Here is a 26477-nt window from a genome sequence, read left to right as displayed (position 1 = left end):
ATTCTTCCCCCTATTTTTTATCATTGAGAATATTACTTATTTCATCAAAATTATGTGAGGTTAAAACTAAAATATCTCCCACCATTATTTTTGTAAATCCTTTTGGTATTACAACATCACTATTACGCTTTATCATAACAACAAATATCTCTTCTGGTATGTCTGCATCCATAATAGTTTTATTTGCCCATTCACTTTTCTCATTAATAATAACTTCCATAAGTCTATTTGCTTCCTCGCCTTCATAGTCATTAAATGTTTTTAGAACTGGTGAATCATTATCAACAAGATCTAGCTTTTGTGCAACCTTTGGTAATAATGTTCCTTGTACTGCAACAGAAAATAATGCTATGAAAAATATTATATGAAATATATCATTATCTATTGGTGCTCCATCTGTAACTGCATAAATTGCAAAAACTATGGAAGCCGCGCCTCTAAGTCCAACCCATGATATAAATAATTTTTCCTTAACTGGTACTTTAAAAAAGCTAAGGATACTAAAGGTTGCAGCTGGTCTTGCAATTATGATCATAAATAATGATATTGATATTCCTTTAAATGCAACACTAGGTATTTGTGATGGAAATGCTAATAATCCTAACATGAAAAATAATGTTATTTGCATAATCCATGATATACCATCAAAGAAATGTATTAAACTCTTCTTATGCGGAATTTTACAGTTTCCAATTATAATCCCAGCTAAGTACACACTTAAATACCCATTACCTCCAAAGTACTCACTTACTGCATAAGAAAGTACTGCTATTGCTGCAACGAAAATTATATAGAACCCTTCTATTTCAAAATTCACACGTCTCAATAAATAAGTAGTTAACTTACCTAACAACACTCCTGTTATTATTCCAATTGAAATTTGGCTTATAAGAAGTGGTAATATTAAACCAGCACCACCACCAACTATTAATTGTAATATAATAACTGTAAGCATATACGCAATTGGATCATTACTTCCACTCTCAATTTCTAATATTGAAGCTAGTGATCCTTTTAAATTAAGCTTTTGTGATCTTAAAATTGCGAATACAGCTGCTGCATCTGTGGACGCAACTATAGACCCTATAAGTAAACCTTCTAATAAAGTTGTTTTAAAAACAAAAAAACAAAAAAGTCCTGTAAGTGTCGCTGTAATAATAACACCTACTGTAGACATCATTACAGATTGCAGTGCAACTGGTTTAGCCATTTTCCAGTTTGTACTAAACCCTCCAAAAAACATTATAAATACTAATGCAAATGAACATATATCTTTTGTTAGTTCATAATTATTAAAATATATTCCAACAATTCCATCTGAACCAAATAACATTCCTAATACAATAAATATTAATAATATTGGAACTCCAAACTTATATAGTAATTTTGTAGAAGTTATACATATCAACAATATCAATGCACAAATAATCATTATTTCTATCAATTTAATCACCTCTAAAATTTATTTTTTCTTTTGTAAAATGGCTTATATCATCTGAATACTATTACTGATAGTAATAGTATTAGTAATATGTTTTTCCATCCTAAACTATACATTTCTTAATGTTTTTAAAATATCTAATGCTATAAAATTTATTCCCATTAAAGAATTTATTGCTTCTAGCAACTAGAAAATTATACTACTTACATTCTTAATTACCTTTAAATCATCAACTTATCCACCATTATCTATAATAATCATCTTTTAAGTTCTTGATAAATATTCTTCAATATTCTTAGCTATTTCAGGCAACTTTTCTGCTAACATTTTGACTATCACAGCTTCACCATATTGTTTTAATAACAACTATAAACTTATCTTGTGACACGTTTTAATACTATCCCTACTTACATTATAACATTTTTCATATTATTTATTACAATAAAATATAAAAGAAGTTATACCTATATAGATATAACTTCTTTAAATTCATATTTTTCAAAATAATTAATCACTATTCAAATCTAGTTTTTTCATATTCCTAGATTATAAATATTATCTTTTTCCTGAATCAAATGCTTCTCCCGCAGCTTTCGGTGCTTGAGATGATTTTGAGAATATTATTAACGCTACCAATGTTATTACATAAGGGAATGTTTTTAATAACAATGGTGGTATTGATCCAAGTGATGGGATTACTTGTGACACATTTGCTATTGTAGTTGCAAACCCAAAGAATAATGTTGTAGCTAATATTCCTACTGGTTTCCATTGTCCAAATATTAATGCCGCAAGAGCTAAGAATCCAAGACCTGCAACGCTCCCATTAAATTCTCCTGAATAAGTAACTAGAATTATTCCGCCTCCAAGCCCTGCAAGAGCTCCTGAAATCATAACTCCAGCATATCTCATCCTATAAACATTTATTCCTGCTGAATCTGCAGCTTGAGGATTTTCTCCACAAGCTCTAAGTCTTAATCCAAATTTTGTTTTATAAAGAATGAATATACTTATTAAAAGTATCCCAAGCACTAACCATGTACTTGAATAAGTCTTTGTGAAAAATAAATCTCCTATTATAGGTATATCTGATAACACGGGAATATCACTTTGAGAGAAACCTCTCATTATTCTTATATTACCACTTCCTGTAATGTTTCTTGCAAGGAATATAGTAAGAGCACCAGCAATCATGTTTATTGCTGTACCACTTATAATTTGATTTGCATTTAAGTTAATACTTGCAAATGCATGTAATAACGAGAATATCACTCCAACTACTATAGCTGCTAATAATCCAAGCCATATAGCCAAGTTTCCAAACTCTGAAGAAGGTAATTTATCTTGTAGATTAACTATAGTAAAGGCTGCTGCAAAAGATCCAACTACCATTAGTCCTTCAAGTCCTACATTTACAATACCACTTCTTTCACAGTAAAGTGCTCCTAGTGCTACTATTAGTAAAGGAATTGTATATCCTACTGCATATGGAAATATTTGTTGTACTGTATTCCACATATTAAATCTCCCCCTTGCTTTCTGCAGCTATTTCATCTTTTTTTCTTTTTTTAATATTTAAGCCACCATTTTTCTTTGGTTTATTATTAATATATTTTTTTATGAATTTATCCATAATTACGCTTGTAGCTGCAAAATAAATTATAACAGCCATTATTGTATCTGCTATTTCTGGCGGAACACTTGTCATTGCGCTCATGAATCCCTTTCCAGCATATAAAAGTCCAAAGAATAATGCTGCAAAGAAAACTCCAATTGGTCCATTAGCTCCAAGTAATGAAACCGCAATACCATCAAATCCTTGAGTTGGCATAATACCAATTTGCAGTATATTTGCATTTCCTGCATATTGAACAACACCCGCAAGACCTGCAAGTCCTCCTGAAATCATCATTGAAATTACTATGTTACGTTTTACCGGCATACCTGCATATTCAGCAGCATGTCTATTGAATCCAACTGCCTTTAATTCATATCCAAGCACTGTTTTTTCTAATATAAATAAAACAACTATTACTGCTATAACAGCAACTATAAATCCTAAATTTATAAATGACCCATTAAACATGTCTGTAAGCCAAGGCGTTCTAAGTGACGCTGCATCTGGCAGTGGTCTTGATTCTGTTTCTAAAAAAGTACCCTTGAAGTATGCTGGTATAGTATAATAAACTACCCAATATGCTATCCAATTCATCATTATTGTAGAAACAACTTCATTAACATTAAATTTAGCTTTTAATATTCCTGGGATCCCAGCTGCTATTGCTCCCCCTAAAAACCCAACTAAAATCATAGTTATTAAAAGTAGTGGTTTTGGCAGATCGACACTTAATCCTACTGCTGTTGCACTTAATCCTCCAAATAACATTTGTCCTGCTGCTCCAATATTAAATAATCCTGTTCTAAAAGCAAAGGCAACAGATAGGCCTGTTAATATAATTGGTGTAGCCATAGCTATTGTGTTCCCTATTCTTTCTATATTAAGTGTTCCACCTTGAACTAAATAATTATATGCTTCAATAGGATTTTGACCCATACATATCATTAACAATCCACCAAATACTAGTCCTAATAAAACTGCAAGAATGGACTTTAAACCATTATTTTTCATCAGTTTTCTCCTCCTTCTTTACGCCAGCCATCATTAGCCCTATTTCATTTTCATTTGTTTCTTTTGCATTAACAATACCTATAAGTTCACCATTATTAACTACCGCTATTCTATCTGATACATTTAATATTTCATCTAATTCTAGTGATACTAGTAAAACTGCTTTACCCTTATCTCTTTGTTCAATTAATCTTTTATGAATATATTCTATAGAACCAACATCTAACCCTCTAGTAGGTTGAACTGCAATTAATAACTCTGGATTTAAAATAACTTCTCTTCCTATAATTGCTTTTTGTTGATTTCCCCCTGATAATGTTCTTGCAATTGATGCTCCACCTTCGCCTGATCTTACATCAAAGGTTTCTATAATTTTGTCTGAATGCTCTTTTATAGCTTTCTTATTTAAAAGTCCTTTATTTGAAAATGGCTTATGATTATATACTTCTAGAACCATATTTTCTTCTATAGTATAATCTAAAACCAAACCTCTCTTATGACGATCTTCTGGAATATGTGAAATTCCCTTATTTATTCTTGAACGAACAGATATCTTAGTAATATCATCACCTACGTAATTTACTTTACCTGATTCAATCTTTCTCATGCCTGTAATCGATTCCACTAATTCGCTTTGCCCATTTCCTTCAACCCCAGCAATACCCATGATTTCTCCTGCACGTATTTCTAGTGAAAAATCTTTTAATCCAAGAACCTTTTTGTTATTCATAACATTAAGATTTTCAATTTCCATTACAATATTTCCTGGTGTACAATCTTTCTTATCAACTTTAAATGAAACATCTCTACCAACCATCATTTTAGCCATTTCAGCTTGACTTGTTTCTGCTACATCAACAGTTCCAATATACTTTCCTCTACGGATTGCAGTACATCTATCTGCTACAGCCTTTATTTCTTTCAGCTTATGTGTAATTATAATAATTGATTTACCTTCTTTAACAAGGTCCTTCATTATTTTCATTAATTCTTTTATCTCATTAGGTGTTAAGACGGCTGTTGGTTCATCAAAAATTAATACTTCTGCATCTCTATATAGCATTTTAAGAATTTCTACACGTTGTTGCATACCAACAGAAATATCCTCTATTTTAGCATACGGATCTACATTTAATCCATAACGTTTAGATAATTCTCCTATTTTCTTAGCTGCCTTTTCAGTATCAACACAAAGACCAAGCCACTTTTTAGGTTCTAAACCTAATATAATATTTTCAGTTACTGTAAAATTACTAACTAATTTAAAATGTTGATGAACCATTCCTATTCCAAGCTCATTTGCAACATTTGGATTACTAATTTGAACTTCTTTTCCTCTTACTTTAATAGTTCCAACTTCTGGATTATACATTCCAAAAAGAATTCCCATTAGTGTAGACTTACCTGCACCGTTTTCACCAAGTAATGCATGAATTTCGCCTTTTCTTAATTGAAGTGTAATATTATCATTTGCTACTATCCCTGGAAATTCTTTACGGATATTAAGCATTTCTACTACATATTCCATCTAAACTCCTCCTTAATGTATATTCACGGGAAATTTCTTATATTTCCCAACTTACTCTTTAAAAAAAAATACGGAAGAACTGTATTTTACAACAGCCTCCCTAAATAGATGGTACACTTATTATTGTAATATCTATTAAATATTTACTTGTTTGAAAAAATCATATTAAATTATCTTTCTAAATTACCTTTTTCATTTGATACTTTAATTTCTCCAGCCTTAAGTTTTTCTACTACTTCTTTAACTTTTGTAGTTGTTGGTTCAGAAAGGTTTGGATTCTTTTCTGGGATTCCAACTCCATCATTCTTTATATCATATATTACAGTTTCTCCACCTGGGAATTCACCTTTAGTTTCTTTTACTACCATATCATAAGTTGCTTTGTCTATTTTCTTCATTGCTGAAGTTAATATAACTGATTTTTCGCCTTCATATATACCATGAGTATATTGATCAACGTCAACTCCGATAACCCAAGCTACTTTACCACTTGCAACTCTTGATTTAGCTTCATTTATAGCTCCAACTCCAACTCCACCTGCAGAACAGAATATAGCTTTTACGCCTCTGTCATACATAGTTGCAGCAAGTTGTTGTCCTGCTGGTACATCTGAAAACGTACCTTGATATACTATATTTTCTTTTGTTAATTCCATTTTAGTTCCTAAGTTTTGATTAGCGTAAGCAACCCCTTGTTGGAATCCCCAGTTAAACTTTTGTACTGGTGGAATTTCCATACCGCCGATAAATCCTAATTTTCCTTCTTTAAGTTCAATTGCAGTTGCAATTCCAGCTATGAAACCAGATTGTTCTTCTGCAAAGAATATTGCAACTGAATTAGATCCAACGCTAGGTTGTGATTCTAAAGTTTCTTTTGGTGCTCCATCTAATAAAACAAATTTAGCATCTTTATATTTTCCTTGTGATTCAAAAATAGCTGTTTCAAATTTGTATCCTGGTGTAACTATCATTTTAAAACCAGCATCATACATATCTTTAATTTTAACCATATAATCTGCATGTGTTTCCCCATCTGGTTGTAAATATTTATTCTTTAATTTTAAATCTTTTGTTACGTTTTGCACGCCTGTCCAAGTACCTTCATTGAATGATTTATCATCAATAGTTCCTGAATCAGTAACCATACCTACTTTTAAGTCTGTTGCTGCTTTCTCCCCACTACCACAACCAACTAATCCGGTTACCATAAGTGCAGATAATACTAATGCGATTGTTTTTTTTCTCATTTTTATTCCCCCTATTATTTTTTAAACCTTTTTAAGTAAACGTTATAATGACTTTATGAATTTATTATATATTATAAATTCTATAATTTCAACAATTTTATAAAATATTTAATTTTCCAATTTTTTTACCAATATATATCTTCTTAATCCACCATATTTTATCTTATCTTTTTTTATTTCATATCCTAATTTTTTAAATGTATTTACACTAAATTCATTATATGGTGATGCTGTAGCACATATTACGGCGTCGCCCTCTTCTCTTGCTATTTCTTCTAGTGTCTCACAAATTATCTTTTGAAGTCTATTCCCTCTATATTCCTCTCTTACTACAGTTGATTCTATTTGCCCTACTTTTAAAAGTTCTTCACCTTCTAATTCTATATCATATCCATAATTTCCTTTAGCATATCCTTTTTTGGCATATACACCCATGGCTATTAATTCACCTTCTTCTGTGATATATCCTATTATCTTACCAAAGATATTTATATAATCTATGAATTCTTCTTTATCTGTAGCTGCATATAACCTTTTATCCTTAAGATCTTCTAAAATAATATTTTGAATCTCCATTATTTTATCTATATATGTTATATCTAAGTTCTTTAATTGTACATTTATTATCTTCCCATCTTTTCTTTTTAGTTTCAATATTTTATTCATAGTTCTCTCCTTACCATCCTTTAAATAATTATGCTTTTTGAAAAAAATAACACGCCAATAATCTAGACTATCTTTCACATTACTAAATCATTTTTCTTGATCTCCACTTTCCAGATTTCCATCGTAAGTGGAATATGACAGCTCTTATACATTCATCTGCCATCATAGCAATCCAAACTCCTTGCAACCCCCATCCAAATAATACTCCAAATATATAAGAAAACAATGTAGCTATTGCCCACATAGATGAAATACCTACAAAAATAGGATATTTAATATCTCCGGCAGCCTGCATTCCTCTTATAAGAACCAGGTTAAATGTTCTTCCAACTTCTAATACAATATCTATAAACAATACTGCCTTTCCAAGTTTTAGAATTTCTGGGTTAGAAGTAAATACTCCAAGTAATTGATTACTAAATATAAATACTAAAATAGCAACAATCAATGTTATTATGTTTGCCGGTTTCAAAGTTTCTAATACTTTTTTATATGCTTCATCTTCTTCATTTGCACCTATAAGATATCCAACTCTAATTTGATTAGCTTGGGATACTGCTGATGCATATAAATATGAAAACCAAGTTATTATACTTATGTATGATCTAGCAGTGATAACAGTTATGCCCATAGTATTCACAAATGTTAATATTACCATTTGTGAAGCATTATATGATATAGCTTCTCCGCCTGCTGGTACTCCAATACGCATTAATCTTTTAAATATATCTCTTGGGAATGGGAATAAATATTTTAAAGATACATGTCCTTTTATTTTTTTCTTGAAAATATAAATAATAATTATAACTCCAATTAATCTACTTACTACACTAGATATTGCAACTCCTGCTATACCTAATTTAGGTAATCCCAAATAACCATTTAACAATACTAAGTTACCTATAATATTAAGTATATTTACAATAGCTGAAATATACATACCCTGTTTCATAAATCCGTTACTTCTAAAAATTGCAGAATAAGTCATAAATATTCCTTGAAGAAATACTCCTCCACCTATAATATTCATATAGATTTTAGCATCACTTAATAATTCATCCGGTAATTTTATCAAAGTAAAAATAGCATCATTAAATAGAAATAATATAAGACCTATTACAATACTAAATATTAAATTTGAAAATACCGCCACTGAATATACTTCTGAAACTCTCCTTTGATTATTGGATCCTAAATATTGTGCAACTAATATGGTAGTTGCCATTGTTACAACACTAAACGTTATTAATAATACACTCATTATTTGATTTACATTACCTATAGCTGCTACAGAATCTTCTGAAACTCTGCTTATCATAAGTTGATCAACATTATTTACAAGCATTTGTAATACAAGTTCTATAAATATTGGCCATGTTAGTATAAATAATGATGTTTTTTTATTTATAGTAGCACTCACTGTTTATCCTCCTCATTTTATTCATAAAAATGTAGTTATCTTAAATAAAATTTAAGATAACTACATTAGAATAATAATTTAATTTTTTTCATTAGTTTTTAATATTCTATAAGATTAATGGCTATTTACATTTATGTCAATAGTCATTAATTACTCTGACTTCTGCCTACCTACTCTATTCGTTACTTATCTTCTTCACAACATAAGCTGATATTGGTGGAACCTTAACTAATCCACCTCTTATTTCACTTATAATATCTGTGCCTGCTTTTATATCATTTACTAATACGCCAAAGTATCCTTCCTCAATTTTCACTTCTACTTCTTTATTATTAGCATTATATATAACTATTAATTCTTCATCGCTTTTAATCTTAAAGGCTACTACTGAATCTTCATTGAAATCTTTTCCCTTTTGTAAGAATGTTAATTTTCCCTTAATGTCCTTTGCAGATTCTAGCCTAAATGCCTTATAAGCTTTTCTTAATTGTATTAATCCAGTGTAGTAATTAAATACTTCTATATATTCTTTCTTTCTATTCCAATCTAGCTTATTTACTAAATCAGATGATTTATAGCTATTTTCTTCAAAGGTTCCATCTTCCCTTACTTTTGATCTTAGGAATTCTTCCCCTGCATGTAAGAATGGTATTCCTTGTGAAGTTAATACTATTGCTGCGGATAGCATATTCATTTTTATTAATTCCTCTTCACTTACATCTCCTGATGAAACTTGCAATTTATCCCACAGCGTATAGTTATCGTGAGCTGAATCATAATTTATTGTTTGATAAGGCTCATTTGCCCAATGCTTATCTGAATATAGTACATTTTTATAATCTATTTCATTATGATCTATAGTTGCTACTACTCCAGCCTTTATTGTTTCTTCTTGATTTTTCCCACCATTTACGAACCCCTGCACCTCTGCTTCAAATACATCTCCCTTTATAGCATCTCTCACATCATCGCTAAAACATGCAATTTGCATATCATCGTATTTAATTGTATTAATTTTAAAGGCTGCTTCTTCCTTAGGAAGTGGACTTGCTCCACCAGTCCATCCTTCTCCATACATAATTATTGATGAATCAATTTTATCCAATTCTATTCTTATTTCTTTTATAGTTTCTAAATCATGTATTCCCATCAAATCAAATCTGAATCCATCAATGTGATATTCTCGGGCCCAGTATTTTACTGAATCTATCATATATCTTCTAAACATTGATCTTTCAGAAGCTGTTTCATTTCCACAAGCTGAAGCATCTGAAAATTCTCCATTTTCATCTACTCTATGATAATAAAATGGCACTGCTAAGTTTAAGCAATTTGTCTTAGTATCAAATGTATGATTATATACAACATCCATTACTACCCTTATACCCGCTTCATGAAGCTTTAATACAGCTTGCTTAAACTCTATTATTCTCACATTTCCATTTAAAGGATTTGTAGAATAAGATCCTTCTAAAGCATTATAATTTTGTGGATCATAACCCCAATTAAATTGTTTTGTATTTATATCTGCTTCATTTACTGATTTATAATCAAATATTGGTAACAGATGCAGATGCGTAATTCCTAGTTCCTTTAAATGATCTAATGTAGTCTTTATATCTGTTCCTGGTAATGTTGTTCCTTCTTGAACTAACCCTAAATATTTGCCTTTTTGATTTTCCTCAACACCTGAATTTTCATCTATTGAAAAATCTCTTATATGCAATTCATAAAGTATTGCCTCAGTTGGAGATAAGAATTTTGGCTTTTTGTCTAGCATCCACTTTTCAGGATTTGTAGATTCTAAATCTACAACCATAGATTTTTCTCCATTTACTCCTACTGCTTTCGCATATGGGTCTACTACAACATTCTCATTCTCATAAACTTTAACTGAATAGTTATAGAAAACATCTTTTAAATCTCCCCTTAAACTTAAACTCCATTCTCCTCTTTCACCCTTTTTCATATCAAATGTTTCAACATTATCTTTATTATATATTAACAAATTAACATTACTTGCTGTTGGTGCCCATATAATAAATCTTGTACCTTTTTTTGCATAAACATTCCCAAGACTTCCCTCATAATGATATTTTTCCTTAAACTCTTTTGTAGAAAATATATTTCCCATGGTAGCTACTTTCTCTTCTTCACCTATACAAATCTTATATTCAATAGCTATATCAAACTTTTCATAAAATACTATTTTTCCAATTCCATTATCATAATCAATAATATACTTTTTATCTTCTATTATTTGATTATTTGCTTTTATAACTACACTATAGTTTATTGCCTTCTCTACCTTAAATGTCATTTCATTAAATGTATCTATCTTATAATATTTAATGATGTTATTCATATACCCATCTCCCATATTCTTTAATTCTCCTTATACCTATAAATGTTATTTTAAAACTATGCCTTAATCTACAAATAATTTAGTGTGAACTTTATTTAATTTATCTATATTCCCAAGTATATCTTCATAATATACTCTTATTATTTCACCTACACTCCAAGCCTGTGTATAACATCCTCTTCCATGATGTGGCGCTTCTCCATCAAATATTTCTGCTATTCCACAAAGGCATTGATCTTGTATATGACTTTCCATATCCTTTAAACAATTATCCACAAATTCTACAGATTCTTTTGAATAATCATTTACTTTGCAATAAGCTGTTAAGAAACCACCTAGTGGGAAGCCCCATACTGTTCCTTGATGATATGCCATATCTCTTTCAAATAACTTTCCTATATACATAGGTTTATAATCTTCATGATTTCTACTTAAGCTTCTTAATCCATATGGTGTGTATAATTCTTTATACACAGTATTTACTACAGCTTTTTCCTTTTCTCTATCTAATATAGAAAAGGGTAATGACACTGCCCATATTTGATTTGGTCTTATTGAAGCATCACTTTCATTATCACTTACTACATCATATAAACATTTATCCTTTTCATTCCAGAATTTATTTTCAAAGGAATTCTTAACCTTAATAGCTAATTCTTCATATTCATTTCCTTCTGAATCTCCAAATTTATTTGCAAGTAATGATGTAATCTTTAATGCATTATACCAAAGGGCATTAATTTCTACTGGCTTACCATGTCTTGGAGTAACAACTATATCATTTACTCTTACATCCATCCATGTTACTTGATCTAAACCATCTCCTGCCCAAATTAGATAATCATCTTTCATTCCAATTGAAAAATCTGTACCTTTTTTATAACTATCTATTATTTTCTTAATTGTAGGATATATTTCATTTTTTATAAATGTTACTGATTCTTCTGAATCACTATATAATAAGTAATCATAAATTCCCTTTACATACCATAATGAAGCATCTACTGTATTATATAATGGTTCTTGGCCAAAATCTGGGAACATATTTGGAATCAATCCATTCTTTTCATATAAACTAAAGCTTTTCAATATATCCTTTGCATCCTCTAACCTGTTAGTTGACATTGTTAAACCAGTAATTGCTATCATAGTATCTCTTCCCCAATCTAAAAACCACGGGTACCCTGCAAGTATAGTTTTACTATTTATAGAATCTCTATCAACTATAAAATTATCTGCTCCTAAGGGTAAATACTTTGCTATTGGTCTATCATCATTAAAGGTATTTTTAAGTTTCTCTATTCTTATCTCCTCTTGCTCTACAATCTCTTCTATATTAGTAGGAATTTCTTTTTCAATTGTACCTATAAAGTATACAGTTTTTTCCTCATTCCCATTAAATTCAATTTCAATACTCCCCGGAATATAATATTGCTCTATACATTTATCTCCAGAGGTAATATCCACATCATAGAATACATAATCAGTAAATATTTCTTCCTCATCTTTAGTTTCTCCAGATGTAGCAAATAGATTGATTTTAATATCTTTTTTTGTTTTTGGGATTAATTTAAAACCTTTTTCAGTTATAGTTTTTTCAAAAGTTAAATTATCTAAGCTACTACATTCTCCTGGGTTTCTAAAAGATACAAAAGGTGTTAGCTTTAATATTCCCTCTTGTCCATTTCCTTTTATCTTATATTCTATTATTGCAGTATTTTTACCATATTGAAGAAATACTCTTTTTTGTATATCTACACCACAAGCTAAATATCTATATGTTGGTATTCCCTCATGGGTGAAACTTTGAAGATTTTTAAAACCTTCAATTGTTTCACCTATATATTTTGTTGATGTTAATGGATATAATTTGTTATTTAAAATCAAAGTTTCTTCAACCTTTGGCAAAACCATATATCTTTCATCTGGTGATTTTATAGCTGCTATTAATAATCCGTGATACTTTCTGCTATTAGCTCCTATTATTGTTGAACCTGAAAAACCACTTCTGCCGTTAGTAAGTATCCATTCCTTTTCTATTCCTCTATCATAGCTACTAAAGCTATTTTTACTAAATCTCATAATCCAATCCCTCCCTAATGTATATTATGGATATACAAATAAATAACTAGTCAGTATCCTTGCCTTTGACTAGTTATTTATTTTACAATCCCTTAATTTATATTTTATGATTTATTTTTCTTACTTCTCCATTACTTAATATTGCTGTTATTTCAAGTTCCTTAATAGTAGTTTTTCCTTCTACAACTGTTTCTACTTTTAAATCATTTCCAACATATTTTATTTCAATACTTAAATTATCAGCTTTCAAAGTTTTGTAATTTTTGCTTACTCCATCATCATCATATAAGTTATAATTTGCTTTTTCATTTACAAATGCAATAACTTTAAGTTTTTCATTATTTAATGATTCTACGCTCTTTGCAGTCTTTCCTAAAGGAAGCATCTTATCTTTTTTTATAAAAATTGCAAATTCATCTAAATTTGCTTCAAAATAATGATGACCCTTTGGCATAACTTCAAATTCCATTTCATCTATATTTTTTATTTTTACCATTAACATTTCCTCTGGCAAATAAACATATCTTCCTTTTGAATTCTGTTTATATATAGGTGCAAGCATTAATGAATCACCCATTAATAGTTGATCTTCAACAGTTCTTGATGTTGAATCACTATATTTGAATCCTAATGGCTCAAACATCATATCATCATTTAATGTTGCTTTCATAAATTCACTATATATATACGGTACTAAAGCATATCTTAAATCTATAAGGTTTTTTACTGATTTTTCAGTTCCTAAATCATATGCAAAAGGTTCTTGATTTCTAGTTCCCATAGCTGAATGATTTCTTAGTAATGGTGTAAATATACTCCATTGCATCCATCTTGTTAATAAATCTGGAGTACAGTTACCACCAAAACCGCCTGTATCTGCACCAGTGTACATGTATCCACACATATTTAAGTTTGGCATCATTTTCACATTCATCTCCAAATGTTCCCATAACGATGTGTTATCACCAGTCCATATACCCCCATATCTATGAGCTCCTATAGCTGATGCTCTTGAGAATAATAAAAATCTCTTATTTTCATCTATTTTTTCTAAGCCTTCTGCTGCAGACTTTGTCATATTGTAACCATATAAGTTATGAATATCATTATGCTTAACTTTTTTCCCATCTACATTATGATAGAAGCTATTATAATCATTATTACTATTACTTAAACCAAGTATTGTATCCTTCAATTCAAAGAAACTATATATATCAAGATTCTTGCCTTTATATTCTTCTATTTTGTCAAAAGCTTTTTTCAATCCTTGCTCTGAATAGAATATTGCGGGCTCATTCATGTCATTCCAGAAACCTTCAATTCCTTTATCTACAAGGAATTTATATTTACTTCCAAACCATAATCTTGCATCTTTATCTAAGAAATCTGGAAAGTGTACTTGTCCTGGCCACACTGCTGCTACAAAAGGTTTTCCATCTTCATCTTTGCAATAATGTCCTTTTTCAATTCCATCTTCATAAATCTCATAGCCTTTTTCTATTTTGCAGCCTGCATCTATAATTGGAATTAATTTAATTCCATCTTTTTTCATATCTACTACTAGCTTATCAAAGTTTGGAAATGATTCCTTATTTAATGTGAAGTTTTTGAATCTTTCCATATAATCAATATCTAAATAAATACAATCAATTGGGATTTCCTTATCTCTAAAGTTTTTTGCAAGTTCACGAACTTCGTCTTCATCCTTATAACTCCATCTACTTTGTTGATACCCAAACGCCCATTTTGGTGGAACATAGCTTTGTCCAATTAATTTTCTAAAACTCTTAGTTATTTCACTTTCAGTATCTCCATTTATTATATAAAGATTATACTCTCCATCTACTACTGTTATTTTTAATTCTCCAAGGTTTGTATACCCTATATCAAATACTACTTTGCTAGGACAATCTATATATATACCTAGTTTTTCTTTTCCACTTATTAATATAAAATTATGTGCCCCATAAAGAGACCTTTTATCTTGAGCATGGTTTGGATCATCACTACAATAGCTTTCAAATATCCAACCTCTTTTATTTATACCTCTAACATTTTCTCCTAGACCATAAACTATATCCTCATCTTCTAACTTTACTATAAGGCTCTTATCTTCTATTTCTACTTTTGTTAATTTAGTAATATCTTCACTTTTTATATCCTTAACCACTGCATGGCAATTTATTGGATTAGCAACTGTAAATCTTTTTATATTCATTAATATCCCCTACCTTTAATATTATTTTTGAACTGCAACTATTATTTTTCTATGAATATTTCCAACTAATTTCTACTTATTAATTCTATGTCTATTTTATCTTTAATATTTTAAAGTTCATTGGCTCTATCTCAATATTCCCATTAACAGTTATTTCCCTTCCATTATATAAGTCATAAATTGTACCTTCTAAATTTAGTGATATATTATTTAAATGCATATCATTATTTATTATTACAATTATTTTTTCATCCTCTAAGTTTCTTTCAAAAATTAAAATTTTATCATTACTTCCTATATCTCTGTAATTTCCATGAATTAGCGCTTTATTTTCTTTTCTTATTTTAGCTAAATTTTTATAATGATTTAACATCTCTATATTTTGATTATTAGCATTCCAGGGTATACATTTTCTACACTGTGGATCCTCACCACCATTTACTCCAACTTCATCTCCATAATAAATATATGGAAGTCCTAAATAAGTAAATTGGAATACTGATGCTAATATCATTCTATTTATATCATCATCACATTCAGTTAAAAATCTGTGAGTATCATGGCTTCCTATTAGATTCCACAATTGCTTAGATATGCTTTCCCTATAAATATATCTATTTATAGCTAAGATATCGTTTAACTCTTGGGCATTAATTTTTCTTTTTGCAAAAAAATCTATCATTGCATGTTTAAATGGATAGTTCATTATTGAGTCTAGTTGCTCTCCCCTTAGGTAGGAAACTGATTCATGCATTATTTCTCCTACTAAGACAGCTTCTTTCTTCACCTCTTTAATTCCAATTCTCATTTCTCTCCAGAATTGATGATCTACCTCATCACAAACATCAAATCTCCATCCATCAATATCAGTTTCTCTTATCCAATACTTTGCCACATCAATAAAATACTTTTTAACTTCTGTATTTGCAGTATTTAATTTTGGCATATTTGCTACTTTATTTGCAAAAGTATAATAGTTTATATCTTTTATACTTACTGGTAAATTATCTATGTGATACCAATTAACATACTGTGACTTTTCTTGTTTCTCTAATAAATCCTTAAAGGCAAAGAAGCCACTACCTGTATGATTAAATACCCCATCTAAAATAACCTTAATATTATTCTCATGACAAGTTCTAACTAGTTCCTTTAAGGTTTCAATATCTCCAAAGCTTTCATCTATCATATAATAGTCATCAATGTTATATTTATGATTACTTGGAGATTTAAAAATAGGTGTTAAATATAATAACGTTATTCCTAATTCTCTTAAATAATCTATCTTATTTATTATTCCTCTTAAATCTCCCCCAAATAATGCTCTATGATCTACAGTACCACCCCATTGTTTAACATTTCTAGGATTTATGCTTTCATCGCCATTACAAAATCTATCAGGAAATATTTGATATACAATAGATTCTTGTAACCATTTACTTTCATCATAAATATCTGCTTCGCCTATATATGCATATTGAAATGCTACAATTTCCTGTTCTTCTTCAGTCTTTATCTTACTTCCTCTTTCATCATAATAATAAATTTCTCCATTATTATCTGTTATTTCAAAATAGTATCTATATCTATTTCTAAATATGCTAACATCTATACTATAGATCTCAAACAAATGGTTTTCCTCAAATAAATTCATTTTCACTGCTTTATAAGAACTTTCAAAATCATATCTGCATCTGTAATATAAATTACATTTCTTTATATCATCTTTCGCTACTCTTAATAAAATTCTTAACTCGTCCTTATTTAAAGCATATGCATATGGTACGTCTGGTATATGATAAACTGCATGATTATTCATAGTATCCTCCTAATTTAAACACATAATTTTTATCAATAACTTTAATGTTTATATAATATATTTTTTAAATGACTAGTCACATTCTGGTATATTATTTTTTTAAAATCGTATTATTTTTCTAAATTTCACCTTATATTCAGTATGGAATCGATTCCAAATTAGGTAATAAAGAATAATATACTTCCATCTCATCCTTACCTGAAGAAAACGCTTTCGTATTATACACTTAGATTACCATCCTATTTCATCAATTTCAATAGTATTTTAATATATTTTTCAATTTTTTAAAATTAATTATATAAATCGTTATTTATTCCTTACTATATAAAAATAGCTATGAAATTTTAAGTATTACCTCTTCAATTTCATAGCTCTTTCAATTTAATTTTATTTTATGGTTTTTCTGTCTACTAAATATGGAGTTAAATTTATTACTCTTTTATCTTTTCTCTTACCATTAATAGTATCTATTAATAAATTACAAGATTCTTTCCCCATATTATATATAGGTTGTGCTATTGTAGTTAATTCCGGCTCAATAAATGAACAAATTCCTATGTTATCATATCCTAATATGCCTATATCACCTGGTATTTTATATCCACTTCTTAATAAACATTTCATTCCTCCTATTGCCATAACATCACTGCTATAGAATATTACATCAATAGGTAAATTTTTATTTATTAGCTTTTCAGTAGCTCTTATTCCACCTTCAAGAGATATTTCTTCCTCTTCTATAAGTTCACTATTAAAAATATTGTATTCCTTAGATATTTCTTTAAAATATTCGAGCCTTGAATTTTTACTTATTTCTTTTGTATCTGCTCCAACAAAAGCTACATTTTTATATCCTTTTTTTATCAGATACTTTACTCCAAGAGTTATTCCATCCATATTATCACAAAATACACCATTAATATTATCTTCATTATAAATATGTCTATCTGCAATTACAAAAGGAATATCATTTCCCTCTAAAAGTTCTATAGATTTATTTTTTTCTCCACTTGCTGAAATTATAACCCCATCAACTAATTTACCTATAAGTAATTTTATATAATCTTCTTCCTTTCTTCCACTATTGAAAGTATTACATAAAATCATACTATATCCTTGCTTCTCAGCTTCTGTTTCTATTGCCTTTGCCATTTCTGCAAAGAAAGGATTTCCTATATCTGGAATTACAAAACCTATGGTATAACTTTTTTTAGTACTTAAACTCCTTGCTAAAGCGTTTGGTATATAATTAAGCTCTCTTGCTGCTTTAAATATTTTATTTCTTGTACTATCAGCAACATTTATTCGCTTATTATTTAATACCATTGATACTGTTGTTGTAGATACATTTACATAATTAGCTATATCCAGCAACGTTGTTTTACTCATACAATACACCTCTTAATCTAAGGGAGTTTCAAAAATACTAATCATATTTTTTTACATCCCTAAGGCATCTTCAAAAAATACAAGAATACCTACTAGTTATTTATTTGTACATGCCCTACTATAAAATTATACCATAAGTAATATTTAAAATTAAAACTTTTACTATTTGCTTACAATTTTTAATTCGGCTGCAATTTCTTTATCCACAGTTTCTCCATTAGCTATCTTTGATGCTAACTCAACACCTAATGATCCAATTAAGTCTGGTTGTTGTGCTACTGTTGCCATCATTTCGCCTTTTTCTACAGCATCTAATGCATCTTCATTACCATCAAATCCTATAACCATGGCTTTTATATTACTAGCTATTATAGCTTTTGCTGCTCCTAATGCCATTTCATCATTATGGGCAAATACTACTTGTATATCTGAATTACCTTGAACTATATTTTCCATAACTTGCAATCCCTTTTGTCTATCAAAATCAGCTGCTTGGCTTGCTACAAACTTCACATTTGATTTCCCATCTAAAACGCTATGGAAACCTTCTCCTCTATCTCTTGTAGCTGATGCTCCTGGAATACCTTGAAGTTCAACAACATTGAAATTAGTTGTTGCACCTAATTTTTCTAATACAAATTCCGCTGCCATTGCTCCACCTTTTACATTATCTGAAGCTATATGACTAGCTACTATTCCACCATTTGATTTTCTATCTAATGTTATTACTGGAATATTCTTTTCATTTGCAACTTCTACTGATTGAACAACAGCATCACTATCTGTTGGATTAATTAGTAATGCAGTAACTCCCTGTTGAATTAAATCTTCTACATTTGATTTTTCCTTTACTGAATCATTTTGTGAATCTAAAACTATTAATTTATATCCAAGCTTTTCAGCTTCCTTTTCTGCACCATCTTTCATACTTACAAAGAATGGATTATTTAAAGTTGATAAAACTATCCCTATTTTTTTATCATCGCTAGGTTTTGTACATCCCACAAAGGATGCCATTCCCATAACTGTTACTAACCCAATAGATAATAATCTTTTTACATTTTTCATTTTTATATCCTCCTCTTTTGCAATTAAGCTTTGCTTTTATTCTTTTTGTCTAATAATACAGCTATTAAAATAACTAAACCTTTTACTATTAATTGATAAAATGGTGATACATTCATTATGTTTAATCCATTGTTTAATACACCAATGATAAGAGCACCAATTAATGTTCCTGATATTTTACCTTCTCCACCAGATAATGAAGTTCCTCCAATAACAACTGCTGCTATTGCATCTAATTCAAATCCAATACCCGCATTTGGTGAAGCTGAGCCTATTCTACTTGCGATAATTACTCCTGCTATTGCTGATGCAAAACCAGATACAACATATACAAGAGTTTTTATTTTAGTTGTATTTATTCCTGATAATCTTGCTGAATCTTCATTTCCACCTAAAGCATATATATATCTTCCTAATTTTGTTTGTGATAGTATGTATATTGCAATCCCAGAAACGATTACAGTAATGATAACTGGCATTGGTAAAAATCCTATTTTTCCATTACCTAAATTTACAAAAGAATCTGGTAACTTAGATATTGGAGTACCATTTGTAAATACTAATGTAGCGCCTCTAAATATTGTCATTGTTGCTAGTGTAGCAATAAAGGCTTGTAATTTTCCCTTTGATATTAAAAGTCCATTTATTAAACCAATTCCAATACCTACTAATGCAGCTGCTATAATTGCTAAATAGATATTTCCCGTAGATTTAATTATTGAAGCTGCTAAAGCTCCACTTATAGCTAAAGTTGATCCTACTGATAAATCTATTCCACCAGTTAAAATAACAAAGGTCATTCCTACTGCAATTATTGCATTAACAGACACCTGTGTGAAAACATTAGTTATATTAGACAGTGTTAAAAATGTTGGTGCAACAAAGGTAATTATTGCACATAATACCACTAATCCTATAAGAGATTTATACTTAGATGCATTTTCTTTCAAATTAATATTCATTGTATTTTCCTCCCAACTTTTTAATTAATTCCTACTGCTAATTTCATAATACTTTCTTGAGATGCTTCTCCTCTTAATAATTCTCCTGATACTTTCCCTTCACTCATAACCATTATTCTATCACTTATACCTAAAACCTCTGCCATATCTGATGATATCATTATTATTGCCTTTCCCATTTTCTTAAGTTCATTTAGTAGTTCATATATTTCTTTTTTAGCACCTACATCTATACCCCTAGTAGGTTCATCTACTATTAATATCTCTGGAGATAGCATTAACCATTTAGCTAATATTACTTTTTGTTGATTACCTCCACTAAGATTTTTCATTAACTGCTCTCTATTTGGAGTTTTTATTTTCATTTTTTCTATGTAGTAGTCAACATCCTTCATTGCCTTATTTTTATCTATAGATTTCCATTTATTTTCGTATTTTTTAAGATTAGATAGAATCATATTATCTGCTACTGATAAATTAAGCACACAGCCTTCTTTTTTTCTATCCTCTGATAAATAACAAATTCCATATTCTATGGCTTCATGAATATTTTTAATATCTACTTCCTGTCCCTTAATTTTTATCTTACCTGAAGTTTTTTTATATTCACCAAATATAGTTTTAGCAAGTTCAGACCTTCCAGAACCCATAAGCCCTGCAACACCTAATATTTCACCTTCTTTTACTTCAAAAGTTGCATTATTAACACCTTGTGGTGAACATAAATTTGAAACCTCTAAAATAACATTACCTTTTTTAATATCTCTATATGGTATTTGTTCTTCTATCTTTCTTCCTACCATCATAGAAATTAATTTATCTTTATCAATATCCTCTATTAAAGCATTACCTACATATTTTCCATCTCTTAGAACTTCTACTCTATCACATATGGTGAAAATTTCTTCCATTCTATGAGATATATAAATTATTGCAATCCCTTTTTTCTTTAGATTTTCTATAACAATAAATAAACTTTTTGTTTCAACTTCAGTTAAGGCTGTTGTAGGCTCATCCATTATTATTACTCTTGCATTTTTAGTTAAAGCTTTAGCTATTTCAACCATTTGCTTTTCACCAATATTAATATTACCTACTAGTTTATTTGGATCTATATTACATCCTATTTGTTCTAAAAATAATTTACTTCTTTCAACTAATTCCTTATTATTTATTTTCCCAGTAAACTTATTACTTTTCTCATTTCCTAAAAATATATTTTCTGCTACTGTAAGATTATTTAATACACTCATTTCTTGATGTATTATTGTAATTCCATATTCTTCAGCTGATTTTATCCCTTTTATCTTAGCCTCAGTTCCATCAATAAACACTTTACCTTCATTTTTTTCATAAACTCCACTAAGAATTTTCATTAACGTTGACTTTCCAGCTCCATTTTCTCCCATTAAGGCTGTAACTTCTCCTCCGTAAGCTGTGACATTAACATTGTCTAATGCTTTAACGCCAGGAAATATCTTTGATACACCCTCCATTTTTAGCATTGGTATTCTTTTATCCATACTAAATACCTCCCTTTAACTAAAATACAACTCCTGATTTTAATATTATATTTGCATATGGTGTTTGTTCACCTGTTCTAACAACTGCCATACATTTTTTTAAGTCTTTTTTTAAGTCTTCATGTGATATAAATGTTATTTTAACATCACCTATTACTTTCTTTATTTCCTCAAATAAGTTTGGACTAACTTCCATAGTTTCTTTGGCTATAAGAACTTCTTCCACTTGTAGCTCCATTAAAGTTACCTTTAATGTATCAATAAATGTAGGAACCCCATTTACCAATGCTAAATCTATCCTTTCAGATTCCTTTGGTATAGGTAAACCACAGTCTCCTATAGCAATCATATCTGTATGTCCCATTTTAGAGATTACTAAGCTTAAATTACTGTTTAACAATGGTGTCTTTCTCATAAAATTAATCCTCCCCGTAAATTTCTACTACTTCTTTTAAATATGGTATAGATGGTTGAGCACCTTTTCTTTGAACTGCTAACGATGAAACTCTATTTCCAAAATCTACAGCCTTCAATAAATTTTCTTTATTTATATTTTTCACATCTAACTTGGAGCTTAACCCTCCAATAAAACTATCTCCTGCTGCTGTTGTATCTATTGCATTAACTTTATAAGCTGGTACTAATTCACAAAAATCAGGTCCAATAACAGCTGCTCCTTTTGAGCCTAAAGTTATTATTGCAAAAGTTACGCCATATTCTAAAAATGCTTCTCCTGCTCTTTTAGCATCTTCTAAGGTTGTAACTTTTATACCAGTTATAAGTTCTGCTTCTGTCTCGTTAGGAACTATAATATCTGTTACTCTTAAAAGATTTTTATCTATTTTTTTAGCTGGAGCTGGATTTAATATAGTTAACTTCCCTAGCTCCTTTGCCTTTCTAAATGCCATTAAAGTTATATCTTCTGGTGTTTCAAATTGTGATATTAAGATATCACTTTTCTTTAAAGCTTCTATTGAAGCATCTATTTCTTCTTCTTTAATTGTCATATTAGAACCTGGTACAACTATTATAGAGTTATTACCATTTTCATTAACCATAATAATAGCCATTCCCGTTTCTTCTTTTTTATCTTCAAAAACAAATTTAACATCTATATTATCATCTTCTAATTTACCTTTAAGTATTCTTCCATTTTCATCAAGTCCTATTTTAGATATCATAGTTACATCAGCGCCACTTCTTTTTGCAGCTACTGCTTGATTCGCTCCCTTGCCTCCAGATATCTTTTCAAATGATTTAGATAAAATAGTTTCACCTACTTGAGGTAAATTATTAACCTTTAAAACTAAGTCCATATTTATACTTCCAAGTACACATACCTTATTCATAAATTCATCTCCTGTTTACAAATTGTTAGTTAAACGTTTTACTGAATCGATTAACTATATAATAACTCCATTGAAAACGTTTTGCAAGCTTTTTTTAAAACTTATTTTTAATTAATTATTAAAAAATAAATTAACTAAAAATCTACGCTTTTATACAAACTTTTATTACGAGAAATATTATTATAAATTTGTATAATACTTACTAGCCAGTATTATTACCAATAGCTACCTCAATTATTATAAATTAAAGAAAGAGACTGTTGAAAATTTATAATTAATTTTTCAACAGTCTCTAAATAATATTGTATTTTTTTGAATGCCCTAATAATAACCCTAAATCTATTTATTAAATATATATGCCTTAATTACACCAAAAAACTCTCTAACATGATAATTTAAACTTGTGCTCATATGAGTTTGTGCAGGATACCCTAAACATTTAAATCCTATTTTTTCACCTAAATATTTAGCTCTATACATGTGAAAATTATTTGTTACAACAGTAATTATATAATCTTCATTACCAATTTCTTTTTCTAAAAGCTCTTTAGTAAAGAGAAAATTTTCATATGTACTAGTAGATTTATCTTCACAAATAATTAAATCCTCATTAACTCCTTTGTCTATTAAATACTTACTCATGGCAAAAGCTTCTGTAACATCTTCCCCTTGTCCTTGTCCCCCTGAAACTATTATTTTCATATCTGGGTTTAATTTATTAAATTCTATTACAGCATCTAATCTATATTTTAATGAAACACTTAATTCTTTACCTCTAAGACCTGCACCTAAAACCATTAAGTAATCAGGTTTCCCTGTATCTTTATGATGACCTTCATAAATTATTATTCCTTCAATAACAATAAAAACAGATAATCCTATTGCAAATAAAATAGTTATTATATTTCTAAGTATTTTGGGAAGTTTTCTCCATAAATTTATTTTAAAACTTATTTCTATAAGACCATAAATAACAAGTATTAATCCAAGTATAAAAAATACAATTGAAAATGCTATATGTCCAAAAGCTATCTTTAATCCTATATGATAAGCCATTGAAATAATACCCACTAAAATAATCATACTATCTAAGATCACATTATTTTTTTTCTTAATATCTGAGTTCATAAAATCCCCTTTACATTCAATATTTTTACATTTTTATTTTATCACACTACGCTTTTTATTTAAATATAAACAACTTACAAACTACTTATTTAACAACTCTCCTAATATAACATAAAGTAGGATAATATTATTTTTTAAAAATTCGATTTTAGCATATTAAAGAATCGTTTAATTGTTCGTTGTAAAATTTTAAAATATAATCAATATTAACCAATATAATCATTGTTCTTCCATGGATATTAGTGTAAAATATAGATAAATTACAAATTTGAATTTAAATTTAATTTAAATTCAAATTTATATTCAAATTAATTTCTAAATACATTTACAATTTTTCAACTAATTATATGAGGAGGATTAACAATGAATAAAAATTCAAAAAAATTTCTATGCTTAAGTACACTTATGGTTAGCGTTATCTTTGGTTCAAGTAGCCAAGCCTTTGCTTGGTCAAGTAATGAATCCCCAACACAAATGGACACTCATAAAATGATAGAGGAACAAGCTTTTTACAGTCTTAAAAATGACTTAATTGAAAACGATACCATGAAATTGAATTTATTAAAACTAGAAGAAAATTTATCACAATTAAAAAAAGGGGCTGTTGCTCCAGACTTTGGATCTGTAGGAGTAGATAGAGATTATGGGCTATACCAGGATCATTTTTATGACCCTGATACAGGTAAAAACTTTACAGGTAATGCAGGATATCCATTTCCACTTATTACAGATACTGCTGAATCTCAAACACGAAACTATATAGGACAAGCAGTTGCAAAATGGAAAGATGGAAATTTTTCAGAAGCTACATTTATTTTAGGTAAATCATTACACTATTTTGCAGATATTAATGAACCACATCATGCAAGTAATACAACAGGTGGTGAAGGAACTGCCCATACTAAATTCGAAAATTATGCTGAACAAGTTAAAGATAAATATAAAATCACTACATTGGGCTACAACACTTCTCAAGGAGAATATAAACCTTTAAGTGACCAATATTTATATTTGTCAGATTTTATTACAGCTCAATGTAATACATACGGTAGAGCAGCTAAGGCATTAGCACCGCGTTCATCCTTAAGTAGTTCATGGGCAGATTGGGACTATGTTGCTGATAAAACACTTACCAATGCTCAAAAATCAACTGCCAGTGTTTTATATAGATTTCTTAAAGAAGTGTCTTATCCTTCTACAAGTAGTGATATGCAGCTTCCAATAGGTAAATTCCATGTAGTACTAGGTACTGCTAATGAATTCCAAGCAGGCACTAATGATTATATTTATTTCGGAATGCAATTAGAAGATGGTAAAACTGTAGAATTTGAATGTACGCTTGTAGGAGATGACTTTGAACAAAATTTTAGAACTGCATATGAATTAAATATAACAGATCCTACTTTTGATCCTCAAAATGTTAAAAAAGTATGGATTAGAAAAGCGAAATTTGGAGCAGGTGACGACTGGAAAGTTAATGATATAGAAGTGTATATGAAAGGAATTAGAGTGTTTAATAAAAATATTAATACATGGTTAAGTGGAAATACTACTTATAATATGGATGTTAACGGACTTTAACATTATATAAAATTTAAATAGGGATAGGTAGCTTAATTAGTGTACCTATCCCTACAATATTG

General features: G+C 29.2%; 19 protein-coding genes. 1 reads left to right on the top strand and 18 read right to left on the bottom strand.

What is annotated here, in order from left to right; translation table 11 throughout:
• Positions 1-10: 10 nt before the first annotated feature.
• The 18 genes from BLS77_RS13680 to BLS77_RS13595 form a co-directional block, all read right to left on the bottom strand.
• Positions 11-1444, bottom strand: coding sequence for a potassium/proton antiporter (locus BLS77_RS13680; RefSeq protein WP_089970981.1), 1434 nt, complete (start codon positions 1442-1444; stop codon positions 11-13).
• Between the two features lie 552 nt (positions 1445-1996).
• Entirely contained in the window at positions 1997-2959 is a 963-nt protein-coding gene (locus tag BLS77_RS13675) for an ABC transporter permease (RefSeq protein ID WP_089970978.1), read from the bottom strand.
• A 1-nt stretch (position 2960) separates the two neighbouring features.
• Positions 2961-4070, bottom strand: a complete 1110-nt coding sequence (locus BLS77_RS13670; RefSeq protein WP_089970976.1) for an ABC transporter permease — start codon at positions 4068-4070, stop codon at positions 2961-2963.
• Positions 4060-5598 (bottom strand): ABC transporter ATP-binding protein, encoded by a 1539-nt coding sequence (locus tag BLS77_RS13665; protein ID WP_089970973.1) that lies wholly within the window; start codon positions 5596-5598, stop codon positions 4060-4062. Before BLS77_RS13665 ends, BLS77_RS13670 begins: the two co-directional genes overlap by 11 nt.
• Positions 5599-5768: 170 nt before the next feature.
• Positions 5769-6845 carry a BMP family lipoprotein gene (locus tag BLS77_RS13660; RefSeq protein WP_089970970.1) on the bottom strand — a complete coding sequence of 359 codons (1077 nt, stop codon included), beginning with the start codon at positions 6843-6845 and terminating at the stop codon, positions 5769-5771.
• 108 nt (positions 6846-6953) lie between these two features.
• Entirely contained in the window at positions 6954-7511 is a 558-nt protein-coding gene (locus tag BLS77_RS13655) for a GNAT family N-acetyltransferase (protein ID WP_089970968.1), read from the bottom strand.
• An 82-nt stretch (positions 7512-7593) separates the two neighbouring features.
• Positions 7594-8931 (bottom strand): MATE family efflux transporter, encoded by a 1338-nt coding sequence (locus BLS77_RS13650; protein ID WP_242873990.1) that lies wholly within the window; start codon positions 8929-8931, stop codon positions 7594-7596.
• A 175-nt stretch (positions 8932-9106) separates the two neighbouring features.
• Positions 9107-11065 (bottom strand): type I pullulanase, encoded by a 1959-nt coding sequence (pulA, locus tag BLS77_RS13645; RefSeq protein ID WP_089971151.1) that lies wholly within the window; start codon positions 11063-11065, stop codon positions 9107-9109.
• Positions 11066-11359: 294 nt separating this feature from the next.
• Complete coding sequence (locus BLS77_RS13640) at positions 11360-13378, bottom strand: amylo-alpha-1,6-glucosidase (protein WP_089970964.1); 2019 nt, start codon at positions 13376-13378, stop codon at positions 11360-11362.
• Between the two features lie 97 nt (positions 13379-13475).
• Complete coding sequence (locus tag BLS77_RS13635) at positions 13476-15596, bottom strand: glycoside hydrolase family 31 protein (protein WP_089970961.1); 2121 nt, start codon at positions 15594-15596, stop codon at positions 13476-13478.
• Positions 15597-15687: 91 nt separating this feature from the next.
• Positions 15688-17415, bottom strand: a complete 1728-nt coding sequence (locus tag BLS77_RS13630) for a glycoside hydrolase family 13 protein (RefSeq protein WP_089970958.1) — start codon at positions 17413-17415, stop codon at positions 15688-15690.
• A gap of 387 nt (positions 17416-17802) precedes the next feature.
• Positions 17803-18804, bottom strand: coding sequence for a LacI family DNA-binding transcriptional regulator (locus tag BLS77_RS13625; RefSeq protein WP_089970954.1), 1002 nt, complete (start codon positions 18802-18804; stop codon positions 17803-17805).
• A gap of 162 nt (positions 18805-18966) precedes the next feature.
• Complete coding sequence (rbsB, locus tag BLS77_RS13620; RefSeq protein ID WP_089970951.1) at positions 18967-19872, bottom strand: ribose ABC transporter substrate-binding protein RbsB; 906 nt, start codon at positions 19870-19872, stop codon at positions 18967-18969.
• A gap of 23 nt (positions 19873-19895) precedes the next feature.
• Positions 19896-20834 (bottom strand): ABC transporter permease, encoded by a 939-nt coding sequence (locus BLS77_RS13615; RefSeq protein ID WP_089970948.1) that lies wholly within the window; start codon positions 20832-20834, stop codon positions 19896-19898.
• Positions 20835-20854: 20 nt separating this feature from the next.
• The gene (locus tag BLS77_RS13610) at positions 20855-22357 is read right to left on the bottom strand and encodes a sugar ABC transporter ATP-binding protein (RefSeq protein ID WP_089970945.1); all 1503 of its coding nucleotides are present in this window, start codon (positions 22355-22357) and stop codon (positions 20855-20857) included.
• Positions 22358-22376: 19 nt separating this feature from the next.
• Positions 22377-22772, bottom strand: a complete 396-nt coding sequence (gene rbsD, locus BLS77_RS13605) for a D-ribose pyranase (protein WP_089970942.1) — start codon at positions 22770-22772, stop codon at positions 22377-22379.
• A 4-nt stretch (positions 22773-22776) separates the two neighbouring features.
• Positions 22777-23706, bottom strand: a complete 930-nt coding sequence (gene rbsK, locus BLS77_RS13600; protein WP_089970939.1) for a ribokinase — start codon at positions 23704-23706, stop codon at positions 22777-22779.
• 339 nt (positions 23707-24045) lie between these two features.
• On the bottom strand, positions 24046-24834 hold the full coding sequence (locus BLS77_RS13595) for a YdcF family protein (protein WP_089970938.1): 789 nt from the start codon (positions 24832-24834) through the stop codon (positions 24046-24048).
• Between the two features lie 363 nt (positions 24835-25197).
• Between BLS77_RS13595 and BLS77_RS13590 the strand changes: the two genes are divergently transcribed.
• Entirely contained in the window at positions 25198-26415 is a 1218-nt protein-coding gene (locus BLS77_RS13590; protein WP_089970937.1) for a phospholipase C, read from the top strand.
• The last annotated feature ends 62 nt before the right edge of the window (positions 26416-26477 follow it).

The organism is Clostridium gasigenes (assembly GCF_900104115.1).
GTDB lineage: Bacteria > Bacillota > Clostridia > Clostridiales > Clostridiaceae > Clostridium > Clostridium gasigenes.
The sequence above is the reverse complement of the archived record's forward strand: the minus strand, read 5'-3'. Positions and strand labels throughout refer to the sequence as shown.

Excerpts from the sequence above, each read along its gene's own strand:
- BLS77_RS13675 (WP_089970978.1), bottom strand. The coding sequence starts at position 2,959 with ATGTGGAATACAGTACAACAAATATTTCCATATGCAGTAGGATATACA.
- BLS77_RS13670 (WP_089970976.1), bottom strand. The coding sequence starts at position 4,070 with ATGAAAAATAATGGTTTAAAGTCCATTCTTGCAGTTTTATTAGGACTA.
- BLS77_RS13665 (WP_089970973.1), bottom strand. The coding sequence starts at position 5,598 with ATGGAATATGTAGTAGAAATGCTTAATATCCGTAAAGAATTTCCAGGG.
- BLS77_RS13660 (WP_089970970.1), bottom strand. The coding sequence starts at position 6,845 with ATGAGAAAAAAAACAATCGCATTAGTATTATCTGCACTTATGGTAACC.
- BLS77_RS13655 (WP_089970968.1), bottom strand. The coding sequence starts at position 7,511 with ATGAATAAAATATTGAAACTAAAAAGAAAAGATGGGAAGATAATAAAT.
- pulA (WP_089971151.1), bottom strand. The coding sequence starts at position 11,065 with ATGGGAAATATATTTTCTACAAAAGAGTTTAAGGAAAAATATCATTAT.
- BLS77_RS13640 (WP_089970964.1), bottom strand. The coding sequence starts at position 13,378 with ATGAGATTTAGTAAAAATAGCTTTAGTAGCTATGATAGAGGAATAGAA.
- BLS77_RS13635 (WP_089970961.1), bottom strand. The coding sequence starts at position 15,596 with ATGAATATAAAAAGATTTACAGTTGCTAATCCAATAAATTGCCATGCA.
- BLS77_RS13630 (WP_089970958.1), bottom strand. The coding sequence starts at position 17,415 with ATGAATAATCATGCAGTTTATCATATACCAGACGTACCATATGCATAT.
- BLS77_RS13625 (WP_089970954.1), bottom strand. The coding sequence starts at position 18,804 with ATGAGTAAAACAACGTTGCTGGATATAGCTAATTATGTAAATGTATCT.
- rbsB (WP_089970951.1), bottom strand. The coding sequence starts at position 19,872 with ATGAAAAATGTAAAAAGATTATTATCTATTGGGTTAGTAACAGTTATG.
- BLS77_RS13615 (WP_089970948.1), bottom strand. The coding sequence starts at position 20,834 with ATGAATATTAATTTGAAAGAAAATGCATCTAAGTATAAATCTCTTATA.
- BLS77_RS13610 (WP_089970945.1), bottom strand. The coding sequence starts at position 22,357 with ATGGATAAAAGAATACCAATGCTAAAAATGGAGGGTGTATCAAAGATA.
- rbsD (WP_089970942.1), bottom strand. The coding sequence starts at position 22,772 with ATGAGAAAGACACCATTGTTAAACAGTAATTTAAGCTTAGTAATCTCT.
- rbsK (WP_089970939.1), bottom strand. The coding sequence starts at position 23,706 with ATGAATAAGGTATGTGTACTTGGAAGTATAAATATGGACTTAGTTTTA.
- BLS77_RS13595 (WP_089970938.1), bottom strand. The coding sequence starts at position 24,834 with ATGAACTCAGATATTAAGAAAAAAAATAATGTGATCTTAGATAGTATG.
- BLS77_RS13590 (WP_089970937.1), top strand. The coding sequence starts at position 25,198 with ATGAATAAAAATTCAAAAAAATTTCTATGCTTAAGTACACTTATGGTT.